Here is a 26,567-nt window from a genome sequence, read left to right as displayed (position 1 = left end):
GCGGGTGCCACGGGCTGCGCGGCCCGGAGCGGGGATCATGAGTCGCTCCGACGACGAGCACTTCCGCGTGCGGCCCGGGGCGCCGAGGGCGCGTGGCGGCGCGCGGCCGAAGGCCTTCGTGGCGCAGGTGCTGAAGGCCGCTTCGGCCTCCGGGGCGAAGTCCCGACGCACCGCGGGTGGGCGTCCCGCTTCGCGATTCGGGCGCGGCCGGGTGGCCGCCGGTGCGGCTGGCCGAAGGCTGCCCGCCAACGCACGGCGGGTGGTCGTGAAGTCGCGCTACGTGATGTTGCGGCGCGCCGGCAAGGCGGGCGTGAGGGCGCATCTGCGCTACATCGAACGCGACGGGGTGCGGCGCGATGGCTCGCCGGGCAAGGCCTATGGCGCAGACACGGACGCGGCCGATCTGGAGGCCTTCGAGGAACGTGGTCGCGGTGATCGCCACCAGTTCCGCTTCATCGTGTCGCCCGAGGACGCGGCCGAGCTGGAGGATCTGCCCGGCTTCACCCGCCGACTGATGGATCAGATGGCGACCGACCTGGAGACCTCCCTCGATTGGGTGGCGGTCGACCACTGGGACACGGACAACCCGCACACCCATGTGGTGCTGCGAGGACGGGTGGGCCGTGGCCGCGATGCGCGGGACCTGGTGATCGCACCGGACTACATCGCACATGGCATCCGTCTGCGGGCGAGCGAGATCGCGACCGAGTGGCTGGGCCCGCGCACGGAGCGCGAGATCCAGCAGGGCTGGCAGCGAGAGGTCGACCAGGAGCGGCTCACGGGGCTGGACCGGGAGCTTGTGCAGCGTGGTGGAACGACCGGCTCCGTCACCCTGCAGTCGGTCACAGGTGAGGCGCGTTCCGTGCTGCGCGAGGACCTGTTGCGGTCTCGCCTGCAGCGGCTCGAGGGACTTGGCCTTGCGCATCGCACAGGCCCGCAGCGCTGGCAGCTCGACGCCGGGCTGCAGGATGCCCTGGCCACGATGGGGCGACGGGGTGACATCGTGCGCACCCTCCATCGCGCGATGGCTGGGGAGCCTCGAGAACTCGTCACGGACCCAGCCCCCGGCGCTCCGGTCGTGGGCAGGCTGCAGGCCAAGGGCCTAGACGATGAGCTGCTGGAACGCCCGTACCTCGTGATCGACGGGCTGGACGGCCGGGCCCACTATGCCACGCTTCCGGTGGGCAGCGACCTGTCTGCGTTGCCCGTCGGTGGGGTCGTTGCCTGCGGGCCACCCCAGCTCGGGCGCAGTGCGGACCGCCTGATCCGGGCGGCCAGCACGGACGGCCTCTACGAGGAAGCCATGCACAGGGCATCGTTGACGGCCAGCGGGCACGCCGAGCCCGATCGGGTGGTGCAGGCGTGCCGGCGCCGGCTCGAGGCTCTGCGCCGAGGCGGGGTGGTTGCGCGCCTCGGTGAAGGCGTGTGGCGGGTGCCGGAGGATCTGGTCGAGCGCGCGCGTGCGCATGACGCGGCCAGAACGGCCGCGCGGGTCGTCGAGCTTCGTTCGGCGCTGGCCATCGAGCAGCAGGTGGGCGCGGAAGGCGCGACCTGGCTTGATCGGCAGTTGGTGGGCGTCGCGTCGCCGCAAGCGCCACCGGCCCCGGCCGGCTTCGGAGCGCAGGTGCGGCAGGCGCAGGACGCGCGGTTGCAGGTGCTCGAGGCGCGCGGATTGGCCGCGCGGCAGGGGCAGCGATGGGTGCTGGCCCGGGATCTGTTGCAGACCCTGACCGCGCGGGAAGTCCAGCGGTCCGGCGAGGAGCTCGCTGCGCGCGCGGGGCGGCTCTGGCGGCCCGTCAAGGATGGCGAGCGGGTGCGAGGCGTCTACCGCGATGCCGTGCAGTTGACCAGCGGGCGCTTTGCCTTGCTCGATGATGGCAAGGCGCTTCGGTTGGTGCCTTGGCAGCCGGTGATCGAGGCCCGGCGCGGTCAGGAGCTGAGCGCGGTCCTGCGGGGCACTTCCGCCAACTGGGAGGTGGGCCGCTCACGTGGCAACGGTCGGTGAGTGCACAGACCGCTTTGTTCATGCGGCGGTGTTTGCCAGTGAGCCAAGCCCGACCTCCCTGCAGGCATTTCGCTGGCGGGGTTGCTTGCAGGCGAGAAGGATGGCCGCTGAGCGGGGCCTTGCGACCCTGCGCACGGTTCTTCGCCTAGCTCAGCTTCGAGCCTGGGCGCCGGCTGCGGCATCTTCACGCACAGGCACGCCCTCACTACGTCGCGCGTTCAGCGCGAAGCTGCAGGCGAACAGGTGCTGGCCATCGATGTCCATCGGCGCGCCGAGACGGGCGTAGGGGATGCCCCCGCGCCTGAGGATTCTCTCGATGGCGACCGGCGAGACGCTGACGAGCTCGCGGGCGCCATGCTGCCGCGCGTCCTGCGTGGCGCGCCGCAGCAGCGCCAGTGCTGCGGGAGAACCCAGGGTGTGACCCGACGCTGGCGCGGACGCCAGGTCGAGGGCGGCAAAGCGCGACAGCTCCCAGACATGATTGGCGCGCGGGCAAGGCTGGCCTCCCATCAGTACCGGGAACACGTCTGCGAGCAGATAGGGGCCCGTCGTCGGCAGGAGCCGGGCGCAGCCCTGGATGCGACCCTGGGCGCCGAGCGCGACCACGTGGACCGTCTGCGGCGTGTCGAAGCGGTCCCACTCGGTGCCATCCCGGGCATCGGGCAGTTTCCATCCAAGGCGCTCCACGAAGACCCGGTATCGGTAGTGTCCCAAGTCGCGCAGCAGTGCAGTGCCGAGTTCAAGGGCGGTGCCCGTCACATAGACCATGAAGTCCCTCCTGATGATGTCAGGGCAATTTCAGAGGGACATGCGGCGCGGGGCTACCCGCTGGATCTGGTAGGTGGGCAACGCGCCGGTTCTACGGCAGGCGAGTCGGCGGGCGCCGCGATGCGGCTCCGCACAAGCCACTTCAACGCACAACGGCTGCTCACCGGTGGCACACCTGTTGCACAAAGAGTTCAGTTTTCATTAATCTTTTGTCACGGAACGTTGTGGTTTCAGAACAGAAGAGGGGAAAGTCATGGAGAGATGGGGCGGGGCGCTGCTGCAGGCGCTGCACGACAGTGCATGCATCGAGCAGGCCTTCGATGCAGTGGCGGATGCAGCACAGCAGCTGGGCTTCGACCTGTGTGCCTATGGCTACCAGTTCCCGTTGCCGTTCACGCGCAAACGCTGCTACCTGATCAGCAACTACGACCCCTGCTGGCGGGAGCGGTACAAAGAAGCCGGTTATCTGCGCATCGACCCGACGGTGCTTCACGCCCGTCGATCTCTGGAGCCGGTGCTGTGGAACGAGGTCACGTTCCGACCGGCAGCGCAGCTCTGGGACGAGGCGCGTTCCTTCGGTCTGCGCCACGGATGGGCGCAGGCGTGTTTCGGACCGGAAGGCGGCGTCGGGCTGCTCACCCTCGCGCGTGCCGTCGAGCCGCTCACGGTGTCCGAACTGCGGGCCAAGGAAATGCCGATGCGCTTCCTCGTGAACGTCGCGCACGGCGCGCTGTCGTCCTGGGTTCTGCGCTTGCCCCCAGGACTTCAGCTCGAACGACTCACGCCGCGGGAGCGCGAAGTGCTGCGGTGGGCGGCCGACGGCAAGACGTCGAGTGACACCGCTCGGCTGCTGTCTTCGTCACCGCACACCGTCGAGTTCCACATGAAGAACGCCACCCGCAAGATGGGCGCAGGCAGCCGTCCCGCGGCCACCGCGCGGGCGGCCGTGACCGGACTGTTGCGCTGAGCAGTGGCCAGCTGGCGCGTTCATGCGGGACCGGGAGGCCTGCGTAGCGCCACCGCACCCGCCGCGGCGATCAGGGCGAGGCCTGCCCAGGTGGCCGCCGATGGCTGCTCGTGCCACACAAGCATGCCGAGCAGCGAGGACCACAGCAGCAGCGTGAAGCGCAGCGGCATGACCCGGCCCAGGTCGGGGCTGCGCAAGGCCTTGACGAGCAGCAGATTGCCGGCGGTGGCACCCAGTGCGGCTGCGGCCAGCCACGCGGCGTGCTGGAACTGCACCGGCCTACTTGGCGTCGTGAATTCCCAGAGCACCCATCCGGCGACCCACACGGTCGCATTGACAAAGAGGGTCAGCTGCTGCGGCGACACCGTGGTTGGGAGTCGGCGCGTGCTCAGGTCCCTGGCCGCCAGGCACATCGCGCAGGTCATCGCGGCAATCACGCCGAGGGGCGCAGGAGCATCGCTCCGCCAGGGCTGCACGACAAGCCAGGCGCCTGCCAGGCCGACTCCCACGGTGAGGAGCCGTGACCACTGCCACGGCGTCCAGCCGAGGAGGAGGGCGGTCAGAAGCGTGAGCAGGGGGGCGGTCATGGTCAGGGCGGCGACGACCCCGAGTGGCGCGAGCCCCAGCGCCCAGGTCGCGCTGGCGGCTGCGGCGAGTTCCAGAGCGCAGCGCAGCGCCACGGCTGGGCGAAGCAGGACACCGTCCACCAGGCGCTCGCGCGCCAGCATGATCAGCGCCAGCGAGAAGGCCACGGCAAAGCTGCCGCGCACGGCCAGGACCTGCGCAAGGCTCAAGTCCTGGGCGCAGAGCTTCACGAGTGCGTCGTTGCCGGCCCAGCAGCCCATGGCGGCAACCATGGCAAGGGGCCCGCTCCGCCCCACCGCTTCAGGCCTCGCAGGCGGGTTCATGGCCGTCCGGCGTGCTCGGATCTGGACGCTGCGCACCCTGGAGGTCGGCATCGTCGAGTGGCGCGCCGCAGGCCTTCAGCGTGTCCCACAGGGCACGTGCCTTGAGGACGATCTCTGCCACTTCGGCGTCGGCGTCCGACAGCGCCACGATCGCGCCGCCGGCCCCGATGCTCAGCATGTCGTCCTGCACGACCAGGGTGCGGATCACGATGTTCAGGCGCGCGGCGCCATTGAGCGAGAGGTAGCCGAGGCTGCCAGAGTAGATGCCCCGCGGTGCGCCCTCCAGCGCGTCGATGATGCGCATCGTGCGCTTCTTGGGCGCGCCGGTCATGGAGCCACCGGGAAAGGCGGCTTTGATGGCGTCGATGGCGGTGAGGTCGCTGCGCAGCGTGCCGCGCACCGTGCTCACCATCTGATGGACGGTGGCGAAGCGTTCGATGCCGAAGAGCACGGGCACATGGACACTGCCCACCTCGCAGCTGCGGTTCAGGTCGTTGCGTAGCAGGTCGACGATCATGAGGTTCTCGCTGCGCGTCTTCTCGTCGGCATGCAGCGCCTGGGCGATCTGCTCGTCCTCCTCTGGAGTGCGGCCACGCGGGGCCGTGCCCTTGATGGGCTTGGACTCGACGGTGCGGTCAGGAAGGATGGCCAGGAAGAGCTCGGGCGAGGCGCTGAGCACCGCCAGTTCGGGCAGCGCCAAGTAGGCCGCGTAGGGCGCGGCATTGCGGGTGCGCAGTGCGTGGTAGAGCTCCAGCGCTTCCACGCGACCGGCGCCGACGAGCTGATTCGTGAGGCAGATCTCGTAGCTCTCGCCCATCCGGATCTCGTGCTGGCAACGCTCGATGAGGCGGCGGTAGTCCGCCAGGGGTGTGTGCCAGCGCATGCGCTGCAGCAGGCTGGCGGCTGCGCCGCGGCTTGGGGGCACGGCGGGCTCTGCGGCACCGGCCTCTGCCTGCAGATAGCCCGCTATCGCCTCCACCCAGCCGAGCTGGGCATCCGGGGCGCCGTGTGGAGTCAGCCAGACGATCCACATCTGGCCCTCGGCATGGTCGAAGGCCAGGAAGCGGTCGACAAACAGCCAGGCGGCATCCGGGCCTGGCGCCGCGTGCGCCGCCTCGCCCTCGAGTTCCTGCTTCAGCTCGTAGCCGAGGTAGCCCACGAAGCCGCCGACGAAGTCGAAGGGCAGGGGCGCATGCACCAGCGCGGGTTCGTTGGCGAGGCGCGTGCCCAGGTAGTCGAAGATGCTCTGGGTGATGACTTCCTCGCCATCCGCATGCTGGATGCGCAGTGCGTGCGTTGTGCTGTCGTAGCTCAGGTACTCGCTCTGCGGTCCGCTGCCGTCGCCCATGAAGGAGAAGCGGGCGATGCCCGGACCGCACTGGCTGCTGTCCAGCCAGAAGGCCGGACGCCGGGTCGCGAAGAGGGCCTGGTAGACCCGTGCCGGATCGATGAAGTAGTCCAGGCAGCGGGCCTGGACCTCCCACGCCGGCGGCGGAGGATCCGTCGCTTCATCCAGCGTCACGAAGCTGCCCCAAGTGTTGCGGCGGATGCGGGACTGCTGCCATTCCAGCGTCAGCTCTCGGAAGTTGCGCAGCAGCCGGGCGCCATGCTCGGTGCAGATGGACTCGGGGTGGAACTGCACGCCCCACCAGGGCTTGCGGAGATGACGCAGGGCCATCAGGGTGCCGTCGGGTGCCCAGGCCAGGGCCTCCAGGCTGCCGGGCAGCTGCGTCACCGCGAGGGAGTGGTAGCGCACCGCCTCGAAACGGTCGGGAATGCCCTGGAAGAGCCCGCGCCCGCAGTGGGAGATGCGATCGACGCGGCCGTGCATGGGGCGCATGGCCAGGTCGACCGTGGCACCGCAGGCATGGCCCATGGCCTGGTGCCCCAGGCACACGCCCAGGATGGGCACCTCCGCCTGTGCGAGCGCATCGGCCGACAGCCCCAGGTCCGCGGGCTGCTGCGGACGTCCGGGGCCGGGCGAGATCACGATGTTGTCGAAGCCAAGGCGGGCGGCATCGGACCATTCCATCTCGTCGTTGCGCACGACGGTGGGCGCAACGCCGTTGCTGGCCGCGAGGTACTGGAACAGGTTGTAGGTGAAGGAGTCGTGGTTGTCGATCAGCAGGGTGCGCACGGTGAAGCTCCGGGTTGGCAAAGGGGAGCGGACATCCTGGCCCTGCGGTCGTGGAAAACAAGCTGCTGGAAATGGGAGGGTGGCTGGCCAAAGCGCATCGCGCCGGAGCGACCCGCGCGATGCGCTGGGCGTATCCGTCAGGCAGCAGGCGTCCAGGCATGGCGTGCATCCTGGGGCCGCCATCGGTCGCACGGCAATGCTTGCATGCGAAGCAACCCGGGCCCCGCGGCGTCGCCGCGTGTGGGCTCCTGGCCGGGCGTCAGTCGGTCATGGACTCAGGAGGCGCGTCGACGGCTGGCCGCGCGCTCCTTGCGCAGGCGGGTAGCCACCGCGTCGATCAGCTCGGCAGGACGCGCGGCCAGTCCTTCGGCCAGGCGGAACAGCGTGGTGAGGGATGGACTGGTCTGGCCCAGCTCCAGCTTGGCCACGAAGGTCCGGTTCAGTCCGCACTGGAAGGCCAGAGCCTCCTGGCTCAGGCCCGCCGCGTCCCGGCGCGCCCGCACCTCGGCCGCGAAGGCTCGCAGAAGGTCGGGATCTTGATGGGCGCGCACGCGCCGACTCTCCCGGTGATGGGCTTCTTATGCACCCGCTTGTATGGTGCAGAACGCGGCGTTGTTGCGGCGGATGCAATCGTCGAGGGCGGTTGGAGGCGGGTGGCGTTCCTGGGAGGCAACGTCGTAGGCACGGGATGGCTGGTTGGCCAGACGCGGGTTGCGTCTCGGGCACAAGCGCACCTGCGCAGGGGTCGCAGTCCATTGCCGCGATGGATGAAGTCCGCTCACGCGTCGGCACGCTTAGGTCCGGTGAATGGCGCCGCAGGCGGTGTCCTTGTGACGACGCCCTAGAGGGCATTGCGGATCTGGCACCGCGACCGGTGCGCGCCCTTCGACACGGGGCCGGCGGGTAGGCCGGCGCTTCGGGGGCGACAGGTGCACTGACATCGGCGAGCACCCACGAAGGGCAACGCCGGGTTCATGATCCCGGCACGTCCACAGTGGTCCGGGACGGGCAGCTTCGCTTCAACGCGCGGGACGGTGCCGAGCCGCGCGTTCCTTGCGCAGGCGACGGCTCACGGCCTCGACCAGTTCGGCCGGCGGGGCCGACAGCCCGTCGGCGAGGCGGAAGAGGGTGGTGATCGACGGGCTGCTCTGGCCCAGCTCGAGTTTGGCGATGAAGGTGCGGTGCAGGCCGCACTGGAAGGCCAGGGATTCCTGGCTTTGGCCCTGCGCATCGCGGCGGGCCCGGACCTCGGCCGCGAGGGCTCGCAAAAGGTCGGGATCCTGATGGGTGCGCACATGGCGACTCTCCCGTTTGTGGCGTTTATATGCACCCGCATGTATGGTACAAAAATGACCCATGGGCATGGCATGCAACACCACGGTGTCCCGCCTTCCTCGGCAGGTGCTGCGGGACTGCAACCGACTGCCGGGTGGGGAGTCGGGGCCACATGACGCACGGCGCGGGGGCTGCGGATTGCCTCTGAGGCAAGCCTTGAGGCGGAGACGGGTTGTTCGAAAACTGCCGGCTTTTCTGACCCGGAGTGCCCATGTCCCGCCCCCTGTCCAATCCTTCATTTTTGCCCGCCTTGCCCCCCGCTGCGGCGTGTCTGGCGTCGACGGCACGCTGGCTTGGTGCCAGGCTGTCCCGCGCGACGCGCTGCGGGGCGCTGTCGTTGATCGCCGCCGCTGCCGCGGGGCTGGGCATCTCGACCGTCGCATCTGGCGCCGAGCCGGTTGCCGATGCAGCCAGCACCCCCGGGTGGCCCAGCCGGCCGCTGCGCATCCTGGTGGGCTTCGGTCCCGGCTCGACGCCGGACCTGGTGGCGCGCATCGTGGCGGAGCCGCCGGCCCGGTCGCTGGGCCAGCCCGTGGTGGTGGAGAACCATGCGGGCGCCAGCGGCAACATCGCGGCGGCGCTGGTGGCCAAGGCCGCCGACCAGCACACCATCGGCATGCTGATCAACGGCAACATGACCATCGCCAAGATGCTCAATCCCGCCACGGCCTACGAGCCGCAGAAGGATCTGCAGCCCTTGAGCCTGGTGTGCGTAGCGCCCATGGTGCTGGCGGTGCCGGCGACGTCGGCGGCCACCAGCGGCGCCAGCTTCCTCGCGGCGGCCAAGGCGGCAGGCAACCGGTGGAGCTACGGCAGCCCGGGCGTGGGCACCTTGGGCCACCTGGGCATGGAGGTGTTCAAGGCCCGCACCGGCCTGGCGCCGGTGCATGTGCCCTATCCGGGCAATCCGCAGGTGATCACCGGCATGGTGGGCGGGCAGATCGACCTGGCCCTGCTGCCGCCGGGACTGGCCCAGACCCAGGTGGACTCGGGCAAGCTGCGGGCCATTGGCATCACGGCCGGTCAACGCTCGCCGCTGGTGCCCGACATGCCCACGCTGGTGGAGGCCGGCTTGCCCGCGCTCTCGCTGGAGATCTGGACTGCAGCGGCGGCGCCGAGCAGCCTGCCCGCGCCCATCGCGCAGCGCCTGTCGCGCTTGATCGCCGAGATCGTGCGCACGCCCGACGTCGGCCAGAAGCTGTTCCGCCAGGGCTATCAGGCCGCGGGCAGCACGGCCGCGGCGCTTGGGCAGCGGGTCCAGGCAGACACGGCACTGCTGGGCGAGATCATTCGCACGCAGCACATCGTGCAGGAATGAGCGGGAGCATCGACATCATGATCGCTTCTTCGAACACGACGGCCCCGATGGGGGAGCAGGCCCATGCCGGCGAGGCCCAGCTCGCGGCCCTGCGCGCCGAATTGGATGAGACCGATGGCCTGCTGCTGGAGACCCTGCGGCGGCGGCTGGATGTCTGCGTGCGCATCGGCCACCACAAGAAAGCCTACGGCGTGCCCATGATGCAGCCGCAGCGCATCGGCGTCGTGCAGGGCCGCGCGGCCGCGTTCGCCGCCCGGCATGGCATCTCGCCCGCGTTCCTGCGCAGGCTGTATGAACTCATCATCCAGGAGACCTGCCGCCTGGAGGAGGACATCATTGGACCCACGCCCGGCGCATGAGGCCCGGCGGCGGCCGGGCGGGCTGCGTGCCTGCGGGTCCCTCGCGACCCGGCGGCGAGGAGGGCGCGCGCCATGAGTCGGCTGCGCAAGGCCTCGCCCCTGCCCACCGGCCGGGTGATCCCGCTTCCGGCGTCGGCGCTGCCCACGCCGCGTCAGCCCCAGGCGGGCGAGCCGGACTCTGCCGTTTCGCGGGTGGGTGCGCAGATCCGTGCGCTGCGCACGGCGATGACGATGTCGGGTCTGGGTCTGGCGCAGGCCAGCGGGGTGTCGCGTTCCATGCTCTCGCGCATCGAGCGCGGCCTGGTGTCGCCGTCGGTGGACACGCTGGAGCGGATCGCGCGCGGGCTGGGTGTGCCGGTGGCGCGCTTCTTCGCGGACCATGCGGAGCGCATGGATTTCAGCCTGGTGCGGCGGGGCCAGGGGATGCCGGTCGATAGGCTGGGCGCCGTGGCGGGCTATCACTATGAATTGCTGGGCCACCTGCTGTCCGGCCAGATGTTCGTCGAGCCGTATCTGGTGCGGCTCGACACCGACGCGCCCGCCTATGCCAACTTCCAGCATCCGGGGCTGAAGTTCATCCACCTGCTGAGCGGCCGGGTGAAGTACCGCTACGGGCCGCGGGTGATGGACCTGGAAGAGGGCGACTCCCTGCTCTTCGATGCCAGTGCTTTGCATGGGGTCGAGGCCATCGAGGCACGCCCGGTGGCTTATCTGTCGATCGTGTTCACGTTGAGGCCCTGAGCAGAGCCCTTGTGCGGAGGCTCGTTGGGGGCGGAGTGCCGGTGTGTCGGTGTGACGGTCGACCGCGGTGGCGCTTCGACCTTGCGCAACGTTTCAGCTGACCGCCTGCGAACATTGCGGCATTACGCGGCGCAAGGCCGGAGCGGCGCGTGTTGCCCTCCGGCGGCTCGCGCAGGCGCGGCTTCGTTTCACTTCTCTGGATTGGGCGGATGGCAGGTGCCTGCCGCCATGTGGGCCGGCACGGCGGCGCCTCATCGCTGCGCTGAAGGTCGCAAAGTGACCGATGTCGGACGCGCCGACAGCCCCCGTCATGTTCGTGGCGGTCATCGTTTCGTTTATTGCGAGTTTCGTTTGTTTCGAATAAGATGGCGTATTCGATACCAGCCAGCGGAGCCGTTCCTCATGACCCAGTCCACCACCTTCGAAGCATCGCTGCCGGTTGCGCGAGAGGTCGCTGCGGCCACCCAAGGTCAGCGTGCACTGGCGGCGTTCCTGTCGACGCAGTTGGAGACCCAGCGGATCCAGATCTTTGACGAGAAGAACGAGGCGCATGCCGTCGAACTGCCCACCTCTGCACTGCGCCTCCTGGTGGACATCCTGTCAGAACTGGCCGAAGGCAATGCGGTCAAGGTGGTGCCGATCCATGCGGAGCTGACCACCCAGGAAGCCGCGGACATGCTCAACGTGTCTCGGCCCCACCTGGTCAAGCTGCTGGAGTCGGGGACGCTGCCTTTCCACAAGGCGGGCAAGCACCGGCGGGTTCGGTTTGCCGACCTGATGGCCTACAAGACTGCCCAGGAGCGGAACAGTGCCGCCGCCATGGAGGAGCTGGCGGCGCAGGCCCAGGCGCTGCAGATGGGGTATGAATGAAGAGCTCGCCGTTCACGGCGGTCTTCGACGCGTGCGTGCTGTACCCCGCCCCGTTGCGGGACCTCCTGATGTGGCTCGCGTTGTCGGGGCGCTTCCGCGCACGCTGGACCGATCTCATCCATGACGAATGGGTGAGGAACCTGCTGAAGAACCGGCCCGAGCTCGACCCCGCCAGTCTCCGGCGCACTGTCGAATGCATGAATGCGGCGGTGCCGGATGCGCTGGTCACTGGCCACGAAGCCTTGATCGACGGGCTCACGCTGCCGGACCCCGACGATCGACATGTTCTTGCCGCCGCCATCCGATGTGGGGCCAGTGTGATCGTCACCTTCAATGCGCGTGACTTTCCAGAGGATCGCCTCGCGCCCTTCGGCATCGAAGTGCAGCATCCGGACGAGTTCATCGACAACCTTTTCGATCTGGATCAGGCGGCGGTCGTTGCCGCCGCGCAGAAGCAGCGCCGGACGCTCAAGAATCCGCCCATCGATGCGGACCGCTACCTGGAGATCCTGCTGAAGCAGGGGCTGACGCGTGTGGTCCGGGATCTGGCGGGCTTTCGGACGGTTCTGTGAGTGGGCCGCTGCACGCACAAGACATCCCGCGCCTATGCCGTGGCATGCGCTTCGAGGCCGTTCCCACGCGGCCGACTTCCGCCGTGCCGTACCGATGCTGATATTGCGGCCTGGCAAATGCGTGCCGCATTCACTTTTCGCCCGCCGCTCGTCTTAGAGCCATGCCACCAGATCGCGCCCGCGTAGTGGAGAGGCTGTAGGAAGCGGCGCGCACAAAGATCTGCCGATAGCCGTTGCGCTGTGGGATGTCCGGTGCTCTTCTTTCAGGCCAAAGGAGATCACCATGTCTGACGACCGCACGCAAGCCCATGGGCAGGACCGCAGCCGCATCAACATCCACGAGGACTATGAAGTCCATGATTGGGCCAAGAAGTTTGGCGTGACGCCGGACCAGCTGCGCACGGCAGTGAAGGCAGTGGGTCCCGAAGCCAAGAACGTCGAGCAGTACCTGAGCGCCGAGAAGAAGTAGAGGCGCGCATGCCCGCCTCCACGCGCCAGAAGCGCGGGCTGCAGGCGTACACCGCCAAGCGCAACTTCGCCCTGACGCCCGAGCCGCGCGGGCGGGAGGAGCAGGGCGCTTCAACACCGCTGAGCTTCGTCATCCAGAAGCACTGGGCGAGCCGGCTGCATTACGACTTCAGGTTGGAGCTTGATGGGGTGATGCTGAGTTGGGCCCTGCCCAAGGGACCCTCCTACGACCCCGCGGTGAAGTCCATGGCCATCCGGGTCGAAGACCATCCGGTCAGCTACAACAGCTTCGAAGGCACCATTCCTGCCAAGCAGTACGGCGCTGGCGAGGTGATCGTCTGGGACCGGGGCACCTGGGAGCCGGTGGGCAACCCTCGCGAGGGCCTGGAGGTCGGCAAGATCCTGTTCCGACTGCATGGTCAGAAGCTGGCGGGGCTTTGGGAGCTGGTTCGCATTTCAAAGCCGGGGGAGAAGAAGCAGGACCAGTGGATGCTCTTCAAGAAGAAGGGCGATGCCTGGGCACGCTCTTCCACCGACTACGACGTCGTCACCGCATTGCCGGACAGCATATTGGCGCATCCCTTGGGGCTGGTCGAAGAGCGTGAGCCCAAAGCGCCGCCGCCCCGCAAGGATGAAGCGCCGGACCTCACCAATGCGCTGTCGATCAGGAAGTTGCCCAAGACCCTCGCGCCGCAACTCGCCCGGCTCACCGAACAGGTGCCGGAGGGCGACTGGATCGCCGAGAACAAGTTCGACGGTTACCGCCTGCTGGCCCGCATCGAGCGAGGCCGCAGCCGGCTCTTCACGCGCAATGGCCACGACTGGACGGAAAAGCTCCAGAGCCTTGCCGATGCGGTCGATGCGATGGGCCTGGTCGATGCCTGGATCGACGGCGAGATCGTCGTCGCGGACAGCCAGGGCATGCCCAGCTTCAATGCCCTGCAGAACGCCATCGACAGCGCGAAGAGCGAAGCCATCACCTACTTCGTCTTCGACCTGCCCTATGTGGGCGATACGGACCTGCGCGCCGTCCCGCTGCGCAGCCGCCGCCTGGTGCTCAAGGAACTCATGAGGGAGCGTGGTTCCGACCGGGTTCGGTTCAGCGAAGCGCTGGATGCCGAGCCCTCACAGTTGTTGGGTGCGGCCTGCCAGCTGGGTCTGGAGGGCCTGATCCTGAAGGACCCGCACGCACCCTACGTGTCCGAGCGCTCCGACACCTGGCTCAAGCTCAAGTGCCAGAAGCGTCAGGAGTTCGTCGTGGTGGGCTACACGGTGCGCGGCGGAACGACCAATGCGGTGGGCGGCCTGCTGTTGGCGGTGCACGAGGGCGATGCGCTGCGATACGTGGGCAATGTCGGGACCGGCTTCGACTCGGCGACGGCACGGGCGCTCTACGACAGGCTCCAGGTGCTGGCGACCGACACGCCCGCTGTCGACCCTGGGACGGTGAAGCCGGGGCGCTGGTCCCGGCGCACGGCCGGCAGCGAGCAGTGGGTGCGCCCCGAGATGGTGGTCGAGGTCGCGTTCGCCGAATGGACGCCCGAGCGGCACGTGCGCCATTCCATCTTCAAGGGCGTTCGCGCCGACAAGCCACCGCAGGACATCGGGATCGAACAGCCGGCGAAAAAAACGGCCAGGCCACGCAAGGCGAAGTTGGCCACGCCTGTGGTGGTGACGCACCCGGAGCGCGTCATCGACCCCGCGACTGGCCTGCGCAAGGTGGACCTGGTGCGCTATTACGAGAGCGTGGCCGAATGGATGCTGCCCCACCTCGCGCACCGGCCGGTGTCCCTGGTGCGGGCACCGCAAGGGGTGACCGGGCAGCTGTTCTTCCAGAAGCATCCGGAGACGCGCGTGCCCGGCCTCGGCCAGCTCGACCCCGGCCTCTGGCCCGGGCATGCAGCCCTGCTCGTGGTGGACAGCGCCAAGGCCTTGGTGGCGGCGGCACAGATGAACACCGTCGAGTTTCACACCTGGAATTCGACCGCCCGAAAAATCGACCAGCCAGACCGGATCGTTTTCGACCTGGATCCGGGGGAGGGCGTGAGCTGGGCCGAGTTGCAGGAGGCGGCCCTGCTCACCCGCACCTTGCTGCACGAACTGGGGCTGGAGGCTTGGCTCAAGACCTCGGGCGGCAAGGGCCTGCATGTGGTCGTGCCGATCCAGCCCCGGCTGGCCTTCGACGCCGTCAAGCAGTTCTCGCGGGACGTCGTGGCGCACATGGCGCGGGTGATCCCGCAGCGCTTCGTGGCCAAGAGCGGGCCGGCCAACCGCAAGGGCCGGATCTTCATCGACTACCTGCGCAACGGGCATGGGCAGACCACGGCCGCGGCCTTCTCCGCGCGCTCCCGGCCGGGCATGGGTGTGTCCGTGCCCATCGCCTGGGAGCAGCTCGGCGAGGTGAAGAGTGGCGCGCAGTGGACCGTGCTCACGACACGGGAATACCTGTCGTTCCAGAAGGACGACCCGTGGGCGGCGTACTGGAAGAGCCGGCAGGTGATTGCGCCGGCAGTCAAAACGCTGGCTGCGGCAGGGTGAGGCAGATAGCGCACGCCGGTGGTCCGGCACGCCAAGCAGATCGCCGAGCCGGCACCCAGAAATAGGACTTCGTTCTAGCCTGGGAGAATTTTCACGGATCGGCCCGCAGCTGCGTCCAGATGGTGATGTTCCGAGGCGTGGCCAGGACTTCCGCCAGGGCGGCATGCCAATCCCTCCGGTAGTGCCGCTGCAGTTGCACTGTCAGCACGTCCTGACGGTCGCTCCAGGTTTCGTGCAGCTGAAACCTGTTTGGCCGGTCCGGATCGACGTGCAGTGCCGCTCGCACGAAGGTGGTTTCGTTACGCATGGCATCGAGCACGCCGTCCAGCAACGCGTGAAAGCGTTCCACCTCCGTCGGCTTGACCTCGAAGGTGATCACGTAGGTCTCGTTCATCGATGGATACCTTTGTCGCGGCGGATCAGGTCAGCACCACGGTCACCAGCGCCTGCGCGATTGCAAGGCCTGTGTCGCTGGCAACTTCCACCCGGACGACATGCTGGCGCGCCCCACTGCGTAGCGCGAGTCCGGTCGCGAGCAGCAGGCAGCTGTCGGCCGGCGCGAGATAGCTGATTGCCAGGTTGGCGGTCGCCCCCCCGGCTGGGGGTCGATGGGCCGCGGACACCGCGGTGGCGACGGCCACGACATCGGCCAAGGTGGCGATCACCCCACCATGCACCATCGCGCCTTCGGTGACGTTGTCGGCCGAAAACGGCAGGCGCACCTGCACCCGGCCAGGTTCTGCGTCGGCGAGGCGCAGGCCGAGCCGCAGCGCGACGGGTGAACCGAGCAGCCGCGCCGCGATGAGTTCGTGCGCGATGTCGGGCGCGATCATGACGCTGCCCGCCGCGCAATGTCGTCGGCCAGCCGGCGCGCATGCGTGACCATGACGCCGTGCGCCACGCCCTCGTAGACGACGAGTTCGGCGCCTGGGATCGTCTGGGCGTACACGCGGCCGCTGAGGTCCAGCGGTGCGGAAGCGTCGCGATCGCCGTGGATGACGGTGACCGGCACGTCGAGGCCCGCTGCATCTGCCGAGAGGTCGCTGTGGGCGATGGTCCGTTGGAACTCCACGACCGCACGCCGAGAGCAATCCAGCACCATGGCAGCCATCCAGTCGTTGATGCGCACAGGGGTGCCAGGCGCGAAGGGCCCGATGTTGGCGTCGATCCAGGCCGACAGGTCGCTGCCGAGTTGTTCGCACAGCAGCTCCACCATCTCGGCCGTGATCCCGCCCTGGCCGATCACGCGCGGACCGGTGGCGCCCACGAGGATCAGCCGGGTAACTCGTTCACGGCCATGGCGCGTGAGATAGCGCAGGGCCTCGCCGCCCGCGCCCGAGTGGGCCACCAGCGTGACGTCGCCCAGGTCCAGGCCTTCAAGCACCGCGGCCAGGTCGTCGGCCAGGGCGTCGTAGTCGTAGCCGGGCCGGTCGGTGGACCGGCCGTGGCCGTTGCGGTCGTAGGCGACGGTGCGCAGGCCGGCGGCATTGAGGTGAAGCATGGTCTCACCCCAGATGCGGCCGTCCATGGCCCAGCCTGCCAGCAGGACCACGGGCGGCCCCTCGCCCCAGTCGCGGACATGGAGCACGTGGCCGTCACCGCGTGGTATCGAGGCGCGGCTCATGCGGCGGAACCGTCGAGGAAGCCGATCACTTCGGCGATGTGGCCCTCGGCATCCAGCCGCACGACGTCCGTCCCGGCGGCTACCGCGGAGCCGCCGTCCGGCGCCAGCGTCCACGAGAAGCGCACGAAGTGCCCGTGCGTGTCGGGCGTGCCGCGAAGGGTGAAGGCATGCCCGGGAAACTGCGCGCGCGCCGCCGAGATCATCGTGGCGATGCCGTCGCGGCCTTCGCCTTGCATCATCGGGTCGGCATAGCGGGCATCGGCCCGCCAGTTGGCGGCCAGGCGGCGGCCGCGCGAGGCGTCGTCGGCGTCGTTCCACACGGCCAGGTAGTCGTGGGCAAGGGTGTTCGGATCGATCATGTTCAGCTCCTGGTTGAGGTGCACCGAGTGTGTGGAGCCGGACGGTGAAAAGCGATGACCTCGCAGGTCATGGTGGCGCCGCGCCGGAGCGCTGTCATGGCCGCATGCAGATGCGAGCGAACGAAGTCGTCGGCCTGTCGCTGCAACGTCAACTGGCATGCAAGGTCAGTTTGAAGCGTTGCTCGTTGCGACAGCAGACCGCCCTCGCGGAAGCGACAAGTGCCTATAACAGGATGAACCACCTTTATCGGAAATCCCGACTCTCCGCTGAGTCGGCCAGCCGCCCCAACAGCGCTGAAAGATCCGCGAGCCGGTGAGCAATGAGATTCCGCACCTCGCCCTCGCGCTGCCATTCGCCGCGCACAGCGAGCAGCCTAGACCGCAGCAGCACCTCACGCTGCTGCTCTCGCAGGCTCTTCCAACAGATCACCTGCACCACGCCCGTCTCATCTTCGAGCGACACGAAGATCGTCCCATTGGCCGTGTCCGGCTGCTGGCGCAGCGTCACGATGCCGCAGTACCGCACCTGCCTTCCGCTGGGCAGGTGATGCAGGTCAGCCGCGGTGCTGAGGCCTTTGGCCTTGAGCTTCTCCCGCAGCAACGCAAGCGGGTGGCGGCGCAGCGTCAGGCCGAGGGATCGGTAGTCCCACACGATCTCCTCACCTTCGGGCGCCTCGGGTAGCTCGAGGTAGTCTTCATCCACAGGCGCGTCTTGCAGCAGGACCGGCGCTCGTCGCAGTGCCGCAGCATCCCAGACTTGCTGGCGCCGGTGGCCGGACAGGCTCATCAGCGCATCGGCTGCGGCAAGGATCTTCAGCTCGTGCTGCTCCAGACCAGCGCGGCGGGCCAGGTCTTCCGCGCTATCGAACGGCGCCTGCTCCCGCGCCTGGACGATCCGATGCGCCGACTCACCCTTGAGCTTGTCGATCATGCGCAGGCCCAGCCGCACCGCCGGCGGATACGGCAATCCCTCCAGCGAGCAATCCACCTGGCTGTGCATCACGTCCGCGGGCCGCACGACCACGCCATGCCGCTTCGCGTCCTGCACCAGCTGCGAAGGCGAATAGAACCCCAGCGGCTGGCTGTTGAGCATGGCTGCCAGGAACTCCGCCGGGTGATGGCACTTGATCCAGCAGCTGGCGTAGACCAGCAGCGCAAAGCTGGCCGCATGGCTTTCCGGAAAGCCGTATTCACTGAAGCCCTTGATCTGCTCGAAGATGCTCTTGGCGAAGGCTTCGTCGTAGCCACGGTCGGTCATGCCGTTGACGATCTTGTCGTAGTACTGCTGCAGCCCGCCCTTGCGCTTCCACGCGGCCATCGAGCGCCGCAGCCCGTCCGCCTCGCCCGGCGTGAAGCCGGCAGCGAGGATGGAGATCTGCATCACCTGTTCCTGGAATACGGGAACACCCAGGGTGCGGCCCAGCGCCTCCTTCAGGGCTTCGCTCGGATAGGTCACCGGTTCCTTGCCCTGGCGCCGGTTCAGGTAGGGATGGACCATGCCGCCCTGGATCGGCCCCGGTCGCACGATGGCGACCTCGATCACCAAGTCGTAGAAGCAGCGGGGCTTCAGGCGCGGCAGCATGCCTTGCTGAGCCCGGCTCTCGATCTGGAACACACCCACCGTGTCGGCCTTGCAGATCATGTCGTATGTGGTGCTGTCCTCCGCCGGGATGTCCTGCATCTCGAAGCGGTAGCCCCTGCGCTGCCCGATGAACTCCAGCGACTTGCGGATGGCGGTGAGCATGCCCAGGGCCAGGCAGTCCACCTTGAGCAGGCCCACGGCATCCAGATCGTCCTTGTCCCACTCGATCACCGTGCGGTCCACCATTGAGGCGTTCTCGATGGGGACCATGCGGGCGAGCGGACCGCGGGTGAGCACGAAGCCGCCCACGTGCTGCGATAGGTGGCGCGGAAAGCCCATCAGCTGCTGCGTGATCGCCACGAGCTGGCGCACCTGCAGGTCCTCGGGATCGAGACCGACCTCGGCCCAGGCCTCCGGTCGCACCTCTCGGCCGTCCCACCACTGGTGGCCCTTGGCCAGGGCATCCACCGTCTCCAGGTCAAAGCCGAGGGCCTTGCCCACATCCCGGATGGCCGAGCGTGGGCGGTAGCTGATCACCGTCGCCACGAGGGCGGCGCGGTCGCGCCCGTACTTCTGGTACAGGTACTGCATGACTTCTTCACGCCGCTCGTGCTCGAAGTCGATGTCAATGTCCGGCGGTTCGTTACGCTCCCGGCTGATGAAGCGCTCGAAGAGCACGGACATGCGCGCCGGATCCACTTCGGTGACCCCCAGGCAATAGCAGACGACCGAATTGGCCGCCGAGCCCCTGCCCTGGCAAAGGATGTGCCGGGAGCGGGCGAAGCGCACGATGTCGTAGACGGTCAGGAAGTAGTGGTCGTAGTGCAGCTCCGAGATGAGTGAGAGCTCGTGCTCAATCTGCTGCTGCACCTTGGCCGAGACGCCCTCCGGCCACCGGCGGCCTGCGCCCTCGTACGTGATGCGCCGGAGGTAGGAGGCTGGGGTCTCGCCCGTCGGCACGACCTCGTCGGGGTACTGGTAGCGCAGCTCGTCCAGCGAGAAGTCGCAGAGCTCGGCCACGCGCAAGGTCTCACGCAGCAGTGAGGCGGGGTAGAGCTGGGCCAGTCGCAGCCGGGTGCGCAGGTGGCGCTCGGCGTTCGGTTGAAGGGCCAGGCCGCATTCCGTGAGTGGCTTGCCGATGCGGGTGGCGGTGAGGACGTCCTGCAGCGGCTTGCGGGAGCGCACGTGCATGTGGACATCGCCAGCGGCCACGACGGGCACACCGAAGGCGTTGGCCGCCTGGCGCAACTGGTGCAGCCACATCTCGTCGCCCAGCACGCGCTCGCGCAGCGCAACCAGCCAGCATCGATCCTCGAAGCTCGCCTGCAACCAGTCGGTAAGGGCGTTCAGGTGGTCAGAAGTGGTGCCGCGCGGCGGGGCGAGCATCACCAGGCAATTCTCGAAGCGTTGCTTGGCCAGGTGGCCGAAGGTCAGCCGGTAGGTCCCCTTGTCCGCGCTGCGCCGCAGACTCGTGATGAACTCGCACAGGTTGCCGTAGCCCTGCAGGTTGCGGGCCAGGACGATGAAGGTGAACGCGGCCTCGTGCTCGACCTTGAACTGTGCCCCGATGAGCAGCTTGAGTCCTGCCTCCTTGGCCGCCACATGCGCGCGCACGATGCCCGCCATCGAGCACTCGTCGGTGAGGGCCAGCGCCGAATAGCCCAGTTCGTGGGCGCGCTCGACCAGCTCTTCAGGATGGCTGGCGCCGTGGAGGAAAGAGAAATTGGAGAGACACCAAAGCTCGGCGTAGTGGGAAAGCGCCATGGGTGTGCCTCACGCAAAGACGCCCTGCAGGAACCAGGCGCTGCGCTCGTCGTCCAGGCGGGTGTGGAACACCCACAGCACGCCGGCGTGTTCGCTCAGCGCGACCCAGTAGTCGCGCAGTACGTTGGCGGTGGACTGCTGGCCCGCGTCGTCGGAGAGCCGGTGCCACCAGCCGCCCTCGACCCGGTGGGGGCCTGACAGCATGATGAGCGGCCCTTGGTAGATCGGCCGGTCGCCGCGCACCGCCAGCTTGAGCGGCTGGGGCAGCATGAACGTGGGCTGCGGCAGCGAGATGTCGTGGACGGCCTTTCGGGGCAGCGGCTGGTCGGCAGGCTGCCAGTGCACCATCCACTCCATGCGGTGGTCTGCCGCGGTCACCGGGCGCAGCACGCGCTCGGGGCCCAGGCGTGCGGCGACGCGCTCCAGCACCAGCGCGAGAGATTCGCCGCTCTGCGCAGGATCGGGCAGCAGGGCGGCGCTGCGCTCCTCCATGGGCTGCACCTCGTCGGCGATCAGTTCCAGATCGCCCACCGGCGCCTTGAGCTCGACCTTGGCCAGGTGCTCGGCCAGCAGGCGCGACAGGTGTTCGACGTTGCGCGTGATCTCGGCCGTGCGCACGGTGAGTTCGCCGCCGTCGCCGGCCGTCTTCGAGCGCATGACGTCATGGCACCACTTCAACGTGATGGCGGTGGTCCCGCTGCGTCGGGCGGCGAGCCAGCCGCACAGCTGCAGCAGCAGGCGCCGCGCCCCGAAGAGCATCGCCGGGGCCAGTTCGACCCGTGACATCAGCTCCAGGCGCTGGGCGAAGCGGTCCGCCGGTTGCACCCAGGCATGCGTCTCCGGCCGCAGCCCATAGGCCTGGTCCATGGCGGTCAGCAGGCCGGCATCGAAGCGCCGACTCAGGCCTCCACGCGGCAGGGCCCGCACATGGCCCAGGTTGCGGCAGCCCAGCCGGGACAGGGTCGCCTCATGCGCCCGGGCGGCGCTCAGCGCGTCGAAGGGCAGGGCATCCAGCACCTCCGCCAGCGGCTTGCTGAAGCCGTTGGTCTGTCCAGCCCGGGCCAGCGCCAGGGCAGCCAGACTCGTTGGCGCCCAACTTGGCACACGCAGATCGAGTTCAGCCGCCTCGTTGCGCACGCGCTCGACCAGCAGGCGCTTGCCGCCGAAAAGGCGCGTGCTCGCCGACAGCTCCATCGCCAGCGCCGAGGCCTCCAGGACCGTGACGCGGGGCGTGTACTGCATGGCCCACTGCGCGGCGCCGTGCAGCAGCTCAGTGGAGGGCGTGTTCTCGAGTGCGGGGAGCAGGGCTGCCCACAGCATGCGAGGCCTCCTTGGCTTGGGTCAGGCGGCTCGGCGTCAGCAGCCGAGGCGTGAGGATGGAAGACAGGCCGCCCGGAATGGAGGGCAGGCGGAGCGGCCCATGCATGGCGGGGCCACGGCGCTTGAAGATGTCGACCTCCAGCTCCCAGTCCAGCAGGAAGGTCGTGTGCAGGCGAAGCGGGGCAGCCGAGGAGTCATGCCGGGCCGCCTCGGGTCTGCACAGGAAGACGGGAGCCTTGCAGGTGAGGGCGCAGACCTGCAGGCGCCGGATCTGCTCCTGGCGCGCCTGAGGCAGCCAGGCCACGATGGCACCTGCGGCGTCGGACTTGATCATCTGCTCGGTGACCCACAAGCGCTCGGCAGGCGTCTCGGCCTTCACCCAGATCACCTGGGCAGCACTGATGCCGGCATGCAGTAGGCCCGGCAGGTGGGGGGGCTTGGGCGGGCCCACCAGCACGATCTGGCCGCCCGCAGACGCCACCTGACCGAGCACGCCGCCCAGCAGGCGCCATTCGCAGACGGCCGCTTGGGGCGCCAACACTTCGGTGAGGGAGCGGCGGGGCCATCCGCCGCCGGGCAACTGAGCATCCAGCGCCGCCCAGCCCGAAGGCACTGTCTCGGCGATCTGGCTGCCCAGCTCACTGCCGCGCCAGACGCCTTGCGGGATCTCGCCGGGCGTCGGAATGGCGCGTGGTCTCGCGGGAGCCATAGGGGGTGGATCCGGCTCGGACCAGTGGGGCAGGGCAGCGGCAGACATGGGGATTGTTAAACTGTATGTGCATACAGTATCTGATCCCGCGCCGGTTTGGAAGGCGCGCCGAGCTGAAAACTTCGTGAGCGGCCTCTAGGAAGGCCAGCTTTGCGGAGCTGTGGCCGAGATCAGCGCAGCCAAAGAAAAGGCCTGCTCGGGGCAGGCCAAAGAGATCGCGAGGGAGGAAGTCTCAGGTCGAAGGCAGTCGAACTGACTGAAAGGTGCGACCTCGTTTTCATCCTCTCACGGTGTCCTTTGTCCAGCGCCTCTTTCTGTGGGAAGTGGCGAGAAAAAAGTCTCGGGATGCGGTCCTATCATGAGCTGCATGTGCGCGAACTACCTGCCCGTCACCAATGCCGATGAACTCCTGGCGTTCTTCGGTGTGCAGCGGGATGCGCAGGCGGAGACGCCGCCAGAGCTCTATCCGACTGGGCTCGGCCCCTTCATTCGCTTGGCGAATGGACGGCGTGAGTTCGAGGCCGGCCGCTTCGGGCTGCTGCCGCCCTGGCGCCGCGAGGTGGCGTACGGGCGCAGCACCTACAACGCGCGCAGCGAGACGGTGAGCACCAAGGCGAGCTTCAAGGACAGCTGGGCACGCGGTCTGCGTTGCGTGATCCCGGCCAAGGCGGTCTTCGAGCCGAAGTACGCCGAGGATCTGACGAGCGAGCGTTGGCGCATCGAGAAGGAAGACGGCACCCCTTTCGGCATCGCGGGCCTATACAGCCAGTGGCTGGAGCATGGCGTCGAGAAGTTCAGCTACACGATGCTGACGGTGAACTGCGATGGGCATCCGTTCTACAGCCAGTTCCATGAACCGGGGGCGGAGAAGCGGATGCCTGTCTTTCTGAAGCCAGACGAGTACGACCAGTGGATGTCATGCTCCTTGGCTGAGGCGCCTCGGTTCTTCCGGCAATGGGATGGGCCGATGAAGGGGCGGCCAGAGGCTAGGCAAAGGCGCTCGGTGTCGGCGAAGCCGGTTGCGGGATTGCCGAGAAGTTCTGACCCAGGTCCGCCGTCTCAAGGCGGGCTGTTCTGATGACTCACGCTCCGCGCTAGGAATAGAGCCCACACGCTTGCGTGAACGGCAGATTCAGACTGATTGCAGTCGCTCGCCTGCCCAGCCATGTAGGGCGGCTTCGATCAGAAGCGGACGCTGGCCACTTGCAAGACCTGATGCGGGCTACGTGGTCACTCGTGGACGGCAGCATCAGGAAGGAGCATCTTCATGACCTATCCACTCGATGGGAGACCATCATGGAAGCCGCCACCCCTGTTGTGAACCGCGAACCCTGGAACAAGGGCAAGATCGTCGGTCAGAAGGCACCGCTCAAGCCCAAAGATATCTGGGCGCTCCGCGCACGCCTCCAGATGGAGAATCGAACACGAGAACTTGCGCTGCTCAACCTCGGGATCGACAGCAAGCTGCGCGGATGTGACCTCGTTGCACTCAAAGTCCGCGACGTCTGCCACGGCGACCAAGTCGCGTCGCGTGCCGTTGTCATGCAGCAGAAGACGCGGCGTCCCGTGCAATTTGAGATGACGGCCGCCACGCGCGAAGCACTGCAGTCCTGGATCAAGGCGAGGTGCCTGAGATCCGAAGACTTCTTGTTCCCCAGCCGGCTGCACGGATCCCCTCACCTCGGCACTCGTCAGTACGCCCGAATTCTGGATCATTGGGTCGAACAGCTTGGCCTGGATCCAGCCGACTACGGGACGCACTCCATACGTCGCACCAAGGCAACGCTCATCTACCGCAGGACCAAGAATCTCCGCGCTGTGCAACTTCTACTCGGCCATTCAAAGCTCGAATCAACCGTGCGGTATCTCGGCATCGATGTAGATGACGCGCTCGAAATATCGGAGCAAACCGAGCTTTGACGGCAATTTGGTCGACGACGGTATGTGCCGCCCGGAAGGGGTACCGGACGAGAATGCGATCCAGGGGGCGAAGGGCCGCTGGACAGGAGCGACGACATCATGAATCTAAGGCGTCATAGCCGGTTGCCCCTCCTTTGAGCCTAGCTCGCGAGGTCTGCTGAGGGCCCTTCGCACCCGTACAAGCAGCGGCTACAGTCGGCCACTACCGGTCCCTCGGCTTCATGGGCAGAATCCGGCCACAACCTGTCATTCGACCGTGCCGCCCAATACTGCAAATAAGCTTGCCCGATGAAAAGGTTTGACGACGTTTCTCCCCTCTCGCGGCAAGACGCTGAGGACGCACTTGCCTCCCGGTCGTCGGCGGTGGTGTGTCGCGCGCTCATTGCCATCGCGTTGCACGAGCCTGATTGGCTCTGGGCTCAGGACCGCTGCTTGGAAGAGCTCTCCAACGCGGACCCAGACATCCGAGGTCTGGCCGCAACATGCCTAGGACACGTTGCAAGGGTGCATCGAAATCTGGAGAAGGCGCGGGCGGTGGCAGCACTGACACCGCTCCTTGCAGACCCAGCGGTCGCGGGAAGGGTTGAAGACGCGCTGGATGACATCGCGGCTTTTGCTTAAGGCAGCCCGCGGCCACCAGCAGACGTTGAGGAATCAATGACTTTGAGGTACCAGCGCGAGGGATTCGCTCAAACCCGCGATGCGTTAGCTTGGGCTGGAGCCTACGCTCCCGACTTCAAGTTCGGCTTGACGCTTGCGGATGTGTTCGTGGGCCTGGAGCACGGGTACGAATCGGTCCGTTCGCTACTCAGAGACCCAGAACGGATTGCCCAGTGGGAAGCATCTCGGAGCAAGCTCAGAGCGGCACACGAGCTGTTCAAAGCCGGCGACGTGCATCGGGGGAAGCTCACGCTTCAGGAAGCCGAAGAAGGGTTCACCAGCCTTCGACGAATCAAGGGCAAGACGCCCACCCGTCAAGAACTTGGCGACACCGAGCATGGCGGAAATGAGCTCGACGAGTGACCGCTTTGCGCGGAGTGCAAAGTCCGCCTAGGGCCCTTCACGCGACTTCGTCCAGAGGCTACAGTCGGCCAGAAGCAGGCATTCGCATCATGTCAAAACTCGAGAAGTTGTGTGCCGCGTACGAGCAGTTTGGCCACTCTCTAGATGAAATGGGCGGCCATGTGCCAGAAACCTGGATCAGGATGTGCACCCAGATCCGGAGCTTCGTGGAATCGGCTCGAAAGGCTACCCCTAGGCCCACACCCTCGCAAATCACTACCGGTCTTGAGCAGAGCTGGCGAGATATGCTAGGGCTTCTGTCCAGCGTTCCAAAGAGCAACGCTCGGCTGTTGCAAAGGCATGGTTCGATGCTTGCGCGAATGCCTATCCGGAATTTCTGACCCTTGAAGAGGCTCGGCTCGCTAGGGTACTTGAGCGCGGAAAGATCCGCACTGAAGCTGAATTCTATCGTGTTCAGAATGAGGTGGATTTGCTCGAAGGCGACCTGGGCAAGGAAAAAGAACTTCACCAGCTTTATGCTTTGATTGACGCATTTGAGAATCGCCCTTGATGCCGCTGTCGGCCAAGAGCTGCCATTCACGGGATAGGCAAAAACCGGCCAAAAGTGGAACCTCCCAATGCGTCATTCAATCCTGCATGTGATCTTCGCCACGTTTCTTTCAATGTCGGCTCAAGCCTCTGGCGACCAGTATGCAGTTGATCTCGCCGGGCTCCACGGCGAAATCCGGCAGGTAGAGGCCATGAGAGATTTGTGCGCCAAAGACTTCCCTGCTAGTGCTGCAGCAAACAGTATTGCGGTTGAGGATTGGCGTGCGCGTAACGCTGCCGTGCTCGGCGAGATTGAAACCCGCTGGCAAAGGTTAGTTGAACAGAAGGCCGGGGGCAGCGTCAGTCGGCGTGAGGCGCTAGATGCTTGGTCTAAAGAGCTCTACGAAAGCACCAAGAAAGATTTCTACATCCAATTGAGAAGGGGTGGCGAAGACGTGTATCGAGCCCGGTGTGAAGGTTTCCCTCGTTACCTGCAGACGGCCCAACGCATGCAACTTGGAGTCGCGTTTTCTGACACCCTTCGCCGTATTCGTCAAGCGCCAAAGTGAAGTTAGCTGTGTGGCACACGAGCGTCTGCATTCTGGCGGCGCGAATGTCTCTGATGGGCCCTTCTCGCCCCCTCGTTCAAAGGCTACAGTCGGCCAGTAGCGGTCAGTCGCCTTCGGTGCCCAAGCTGCTCCAAACCGGACGTCCACTTCAAACCTGAATAGACATGCCCGAATTCTTGCTCT

Annotated in this window: 25 protein-coding genes; 13 read left to right on the top strand and 12 right to left on the bottom strand. The window is 67.1% G+C overall.

Annotated elements, in window-relative coordinates; genetic code table 11:
* The first annotated feature begins 37 nt into the window (after positions 1–37).
* Positions 38–2,005 carry a DUF3363 domain-containing protein gene (locus ABIC63_RS28295; RefSeq protein ID WP_354322221.1) on the top strand — a complete coding sequence of 656 codons (1,968 nt, stop codon included), beginning with the start codon at positions 38–40 and terminating at the stop codon, positions 2,003–2,005.
* A 150-nt stretch (positions 2,006–2,155) separates the two neighbouring features.
* On the opposite strand, the gene ABIC63_RS28290 is transcribed toward ABIC63_RS28295, so the two are convergent.
* Positions 2,156–2,773 carry an acyl-homoserine-lactone synthase gene (locus ABIC63_RS28290; protein ID WP_354322220.1) on the bottom strand — a complete coding sequence of 206 codons (618 nt, stop codon included), beginning with the start codon at positions 2,771–2,773 and terminating at the stop codon, positions 2,156–2,158.
* 253 nt (positions 2,774–3,026) lie between these two features.
* On the opposite strand from ABIC63_RS28290, the gene ABIC63_RS28285 reads away from it, so the two are divergent.
* Positions 3,027–3,740, top strand: a complete 714-nt coding sequence (locus tag ABIC63_RS28285) for an autoinducer binding domain-containing protein (protein WP_354322219.1) — start codon at positions 3,027–3,029, stop codon at positions 3,738–3,740.
* 20 nt (positions 3,741–3,760) lie between these two features.
* On the opposite strand, the gene ABIC63_RS28280 is transcribed toward ABIC63_RS28285, so the two are convergent.
* The 4 genes from ABIC63_RS28280 to ABIC63_RS28265 form a co-directional block, all read right to left on the bottom strand.
* Complete coding sequence (locus tag ABIC63_RS28280; protein ID WP_502935924.1) at positions 3,761–4,648, bottom strand: DMT family transporter; 888 nt, start codon at positions 4,646–4,648, stop codon at positions 3,761–3,763.
* Entirely contained in the window at positions 4,626–6,785 is a 2,160-nt protein-coding gene (pabB, locus tag ABIC63_RS28275; RefSeq protein WP_354322217.1) for an aminodeoxychorismate synthase component I, read from the bottom strand. Before pabB ends, ABIC63_RS28280 begins: the two co-directional genes overlap by 23 nt.
* A 275-nt stretch (positions 6,786–7,060) precedes the next feature.
* Positions 7,061–7,336 carry a helix-turn-helix domain-containing protein gene (locus ABIC63_RS28270; protein ID WP_076511092.1) on the bottom strand — a complete coding sequence of 92 codons (276 nt, stop codon included), beginning with the start codon at positions 7,334–7,336 and terminating at the stop codon, positions 7,061–7,063.
* A 468-nt stretch (positions 7,337–7,804) separates the two neighbouring features.
* Positions 7,805–8,080: a helix-turn-helix domain-containing protein gene (locus tag ABIC63_RS28265; protein WP_354322216.1), complete on the bottom strand. Its 276-nt coding sequence runs from the start codon at positions 8,078–8,080 to the stop codon at positions 7,805–7,807.
* Positions 8,081–8,457: 377 nt separating this feature from the next.
* On the opposite strand from ABIC63_RS28265, the gene ABIC63_RS28260 reads away from it, so the two are divergent.
* The 7 genes from ABIC63_RS28260 (at position 8,458) to ligD (ending at position 14,986) form a co-directional block, all read left to right on the top strand.
* Positions 8,458–9,438 carry a Bug family tripartite tricarboxylate transporter substrate binding protein gene (locus tag ABIC63_RS28260; protein WP_354322215.1) on the top strand — a complete coding sequence of 327 codons (981 nt, stop codon included), beginning with the start codon at positions 8,458–8,460 and terminating at the stop codon, positions 9,436–9,438.
* A gap of 17 nt (positions 9,439–9,455) precedes the next feature.
* Positions 9,456–9,797, top strand: a complete 342-nt coding sequence (locus ABIC63_RS28255; RefSeq protein ID WP_354322214.1) for a chorismate mutase family protein — start codon at positions 9,456–9,458, stop codon at positions 9,795–9,797.
* Positions 9,798–10,001: 204 nt separating this feature from the next.
* Positions 10,002–10,538 carry a helix-turn-helix domain-containing protein gene (locus tag ABIC63_RS28250; protein WP_354322235.1) on the top strand — a complete coding sequence of 179 codons (537 nt, stop codon included), beginning with the start codon at positions 10,002–10,004 and terminating at the stop codon, positions 10,536–10,538.
* A 402-nt stretch (positions 10,539–10,940) separates the two neighbouring features.
* The gene (locus tag ABIC63_RS28245; RefSeq protein ID WP_354322213.1) at positions 10,941–11,408 is read left to right on the top strand and encodes a helix-turn-helix domain-containing protein; all 468 of its coding nucleotides are present in this window, start codon (positions 10,941–10,943) and stop codon (positions 11,406–11,408) included.
* The gene (locus ABIC63_RS28240; RefSeq protein ID WP_354322212.1) at positions 11,405–11,980 is read left to right on the top strand and encodes a VapC50 family PIN domain-containing toxin; all 576 of its coding nucleotides are present in this window, start codon (positions 11,405–11,407) and stop codon (positions 11,978–11,980) included. The genes ABIC63_RS28245 and ABIC63_RS28240 overlap by 4 nt, the downstream gene beginning before the upstream one ends.
* Positions 11,981–12,263: 283 nt before the next feature.
* On the top strand, positions 12,264–12,449 hold the full coding sequence (locus ABIC63_RS28235; RefSeq protein WP_354322211.1) for a DUF3606 domain-containing protein: 186 nt from the start codon (positions 12,264–12,266) through the stop codon (positions 12,447–12,449).
* Between the two features lie 8 nt (positions 12,450–12,457).
* Positions 12,458–14,986, top strand: coding sequence for a DNA ligase D (gene ligD, locus ABIC63_RS28230; RefSeq protein ID WP_354322210.1), 2,529 nt, complete (start codon positions 12,458–12,460; stop codon positions 14,984–14,986).
* A gap of 91 nt (positions 14,987–15,077) precedes the next feature.
* Here the strand turns inward: ligD and ABIC63_RS28225 are convergent, their stop codons facing one another.
* The 7 genes from ABIC63_RS28225 to imuA all read right to left on the bottom strand — a co-directional run bounded on the left by ABIC63_RS28225 (position 15,078) and on the right by imuA (position 22,344).
* Positions 15,078–15,380 (bottom strand): putative quinol monooxygenase, encoded by a 303-nt coding sequence (locus ABIC63_RS28225; RefSeq protein ID WP_354322209.1) that lies wholly within the window; start codon positions 15,378–15,380, stop codon positions 15,078–15,080.
* A 25-nt stretch (positions 15,381–15,405) separates the two neighbouring features.
* Positions 15,406–15,819 carry a PaaI family thioesterase gene (locus ABIC63_RS28220; RefSeq protein WP_354322208.1) on the bottom strand — a complete coding sequence of 138 codons (414 nt, stop codon included), beginning with the start codon at positions 15,817–15,819 and terminating at the stop codon, positions 15,406–15,408.
* On the bottom strand, positions 15,816–16,610 hold the full coding sequence (locus tag ABIC63_RS28215) for an alpha/beta fold hydrolase (protein ID WP_354322207.1): 795 nt from the start codon (positions 16,608–16,610) through the stop codon (positions 15,816–15,818). The genes ABIC63_RS28220 and ABIC63_RS28215 overlap by 4 nt, the downstream gene beginning before the upstream one ends.
* Positions 16,607–16,969 carry a nuclear transport factor 2 family protein gene (locus ABIC63_RS28210; RefSeq protein WP_354322206.1) on the bottom strand — a complete coding sequence of 121 codons (363 nt, stop codon included), beginning with the start codon at positions 16,967–16,969 and terminating at the stop codon, positions 16,607–16,609. Before ABIC63_RS28210 ends, ABIC63_RS28215 begins: the two co-directional genes overlap by 4 nt.
* A 244-nt stretch (positions 16,970–17,213) precedes the next feature.
* The gene (locus ABIC63_RS28205) at positions 17,214–20,315 is read right to left on the bottom strand and encodes an error-prone DNA polymerase (RefSeq protein WP_354322205.1); all 3,102 of its coding nucleotides are present in this window, start codon (positions 20,313–20,315) and stop codon (positions 17,214–17,216) included.
* Between the two features lie 9 nt (positions 20,316–20,324).
* Complete coding sequence (locus ABIC63_RS28200; protein WP_354322204.1) at positions 20,325–21,635, bottom strand: Y-family DNA polymerase; 1,311 nt, start codon at positions 21,633–21,635, stop codon at positions 20,325–20,327.
* The gene (imuA, locus tag ABIC63_RS28195) at positions 21,586–22,344 is read right to left on the bottom strand and encodes a translesion DNA synthesis-associated protein ImuA (RefSeq protein WP_354322203.1); all 759 of its coding nucleotides are present in this window, start codon (positions 22,342–22,344) and stop codon (positions 21,586–21,588) included. The genes ABIC63_RS28200 and imuA overlap by 50 nt, the downstream gene beginning before the upstream one ends.
* A 367-nt stretch (positions 22,345–22,711) precedes the next feature.
* Here imuA and ABIC63_RS28190 point away from each other — a divergent pair, with 367 nt between their 5' ends.
* The 4 genes from ABIC63_RS28190 to ABIC63_RS28175 all read left to right on the top strand — a co-directional run bounded on the left by ABIC63_RS28190 (position 22,712) and on the right by ABIC63_RS28175 (position 26,384).
* Positions 22,712–23,422 carry an SOS response-associated peptidase gene (locus tag ABIC63_RS28190; protein ID WP_354322202.1) on the top strand — a complete coding sequence of 237 codons (711 nt, stop codon included), beginning with the start codon at positions 22,712–22,714 and terminating at the stop codon, positions 23,420–23,422.
* Between the two features lie 218 nt (positions 23,423–23,640).
* Positions 23,641–24,264 carry a tyrosine-type recombinase/integrase gene (locus ABIC63_RS28185; protein ID WP_354322201.1) on the top strand — a complete coding sequence of 208 codons (624 nt, stop codon included), beginning with the start codon at positions 23,641–23,643 and terminating at the stop codon, positions 24,262–24,264.
* Between the two features lie 657 nt (positions 24,265–24,921).
* Positions 24,922–25,287 (top strand): hypothetical protein, encoded by a 366-nt coding sequence (locus ABIC63_RS28180; protein WP_354322200.1) that lies wholly within the window; start codon positions 24,922–24,924, stop codon positions 25,285–25,287.
* A gap of 617 nt (positions 25,288–25,904) precedes the next feature.
* Positions 25,905–26,384 carry a hypothetical protein gene (locus ABIC63_RS28175; protein WP_354322199.1) on the top strand — a complete coding sequence of 160 codons (480 nt, stop codon included), beginning with the start codon at positions 25,905–25,907 and terminating at the stop codon, positions 26,382–26,384.
* The last annotated feature ends 183 nt before the right edge of the window (positions 26,385–26,567 follow it).

This window comes from Pseudacidovorax sp. 1753 (assembly GCF_040544975.1).
Lineage (GTDB): Bacteria > Pseudomonadota > Gammaproteobacteria > Burkholderiales > Burkholderiaceae_C > Xenophilus.
The sequence above is the reverse complement of the archived record's forward strand: the minus strand, read 5'-3'. Positions and strand labels throughout refer to the sequence as shown.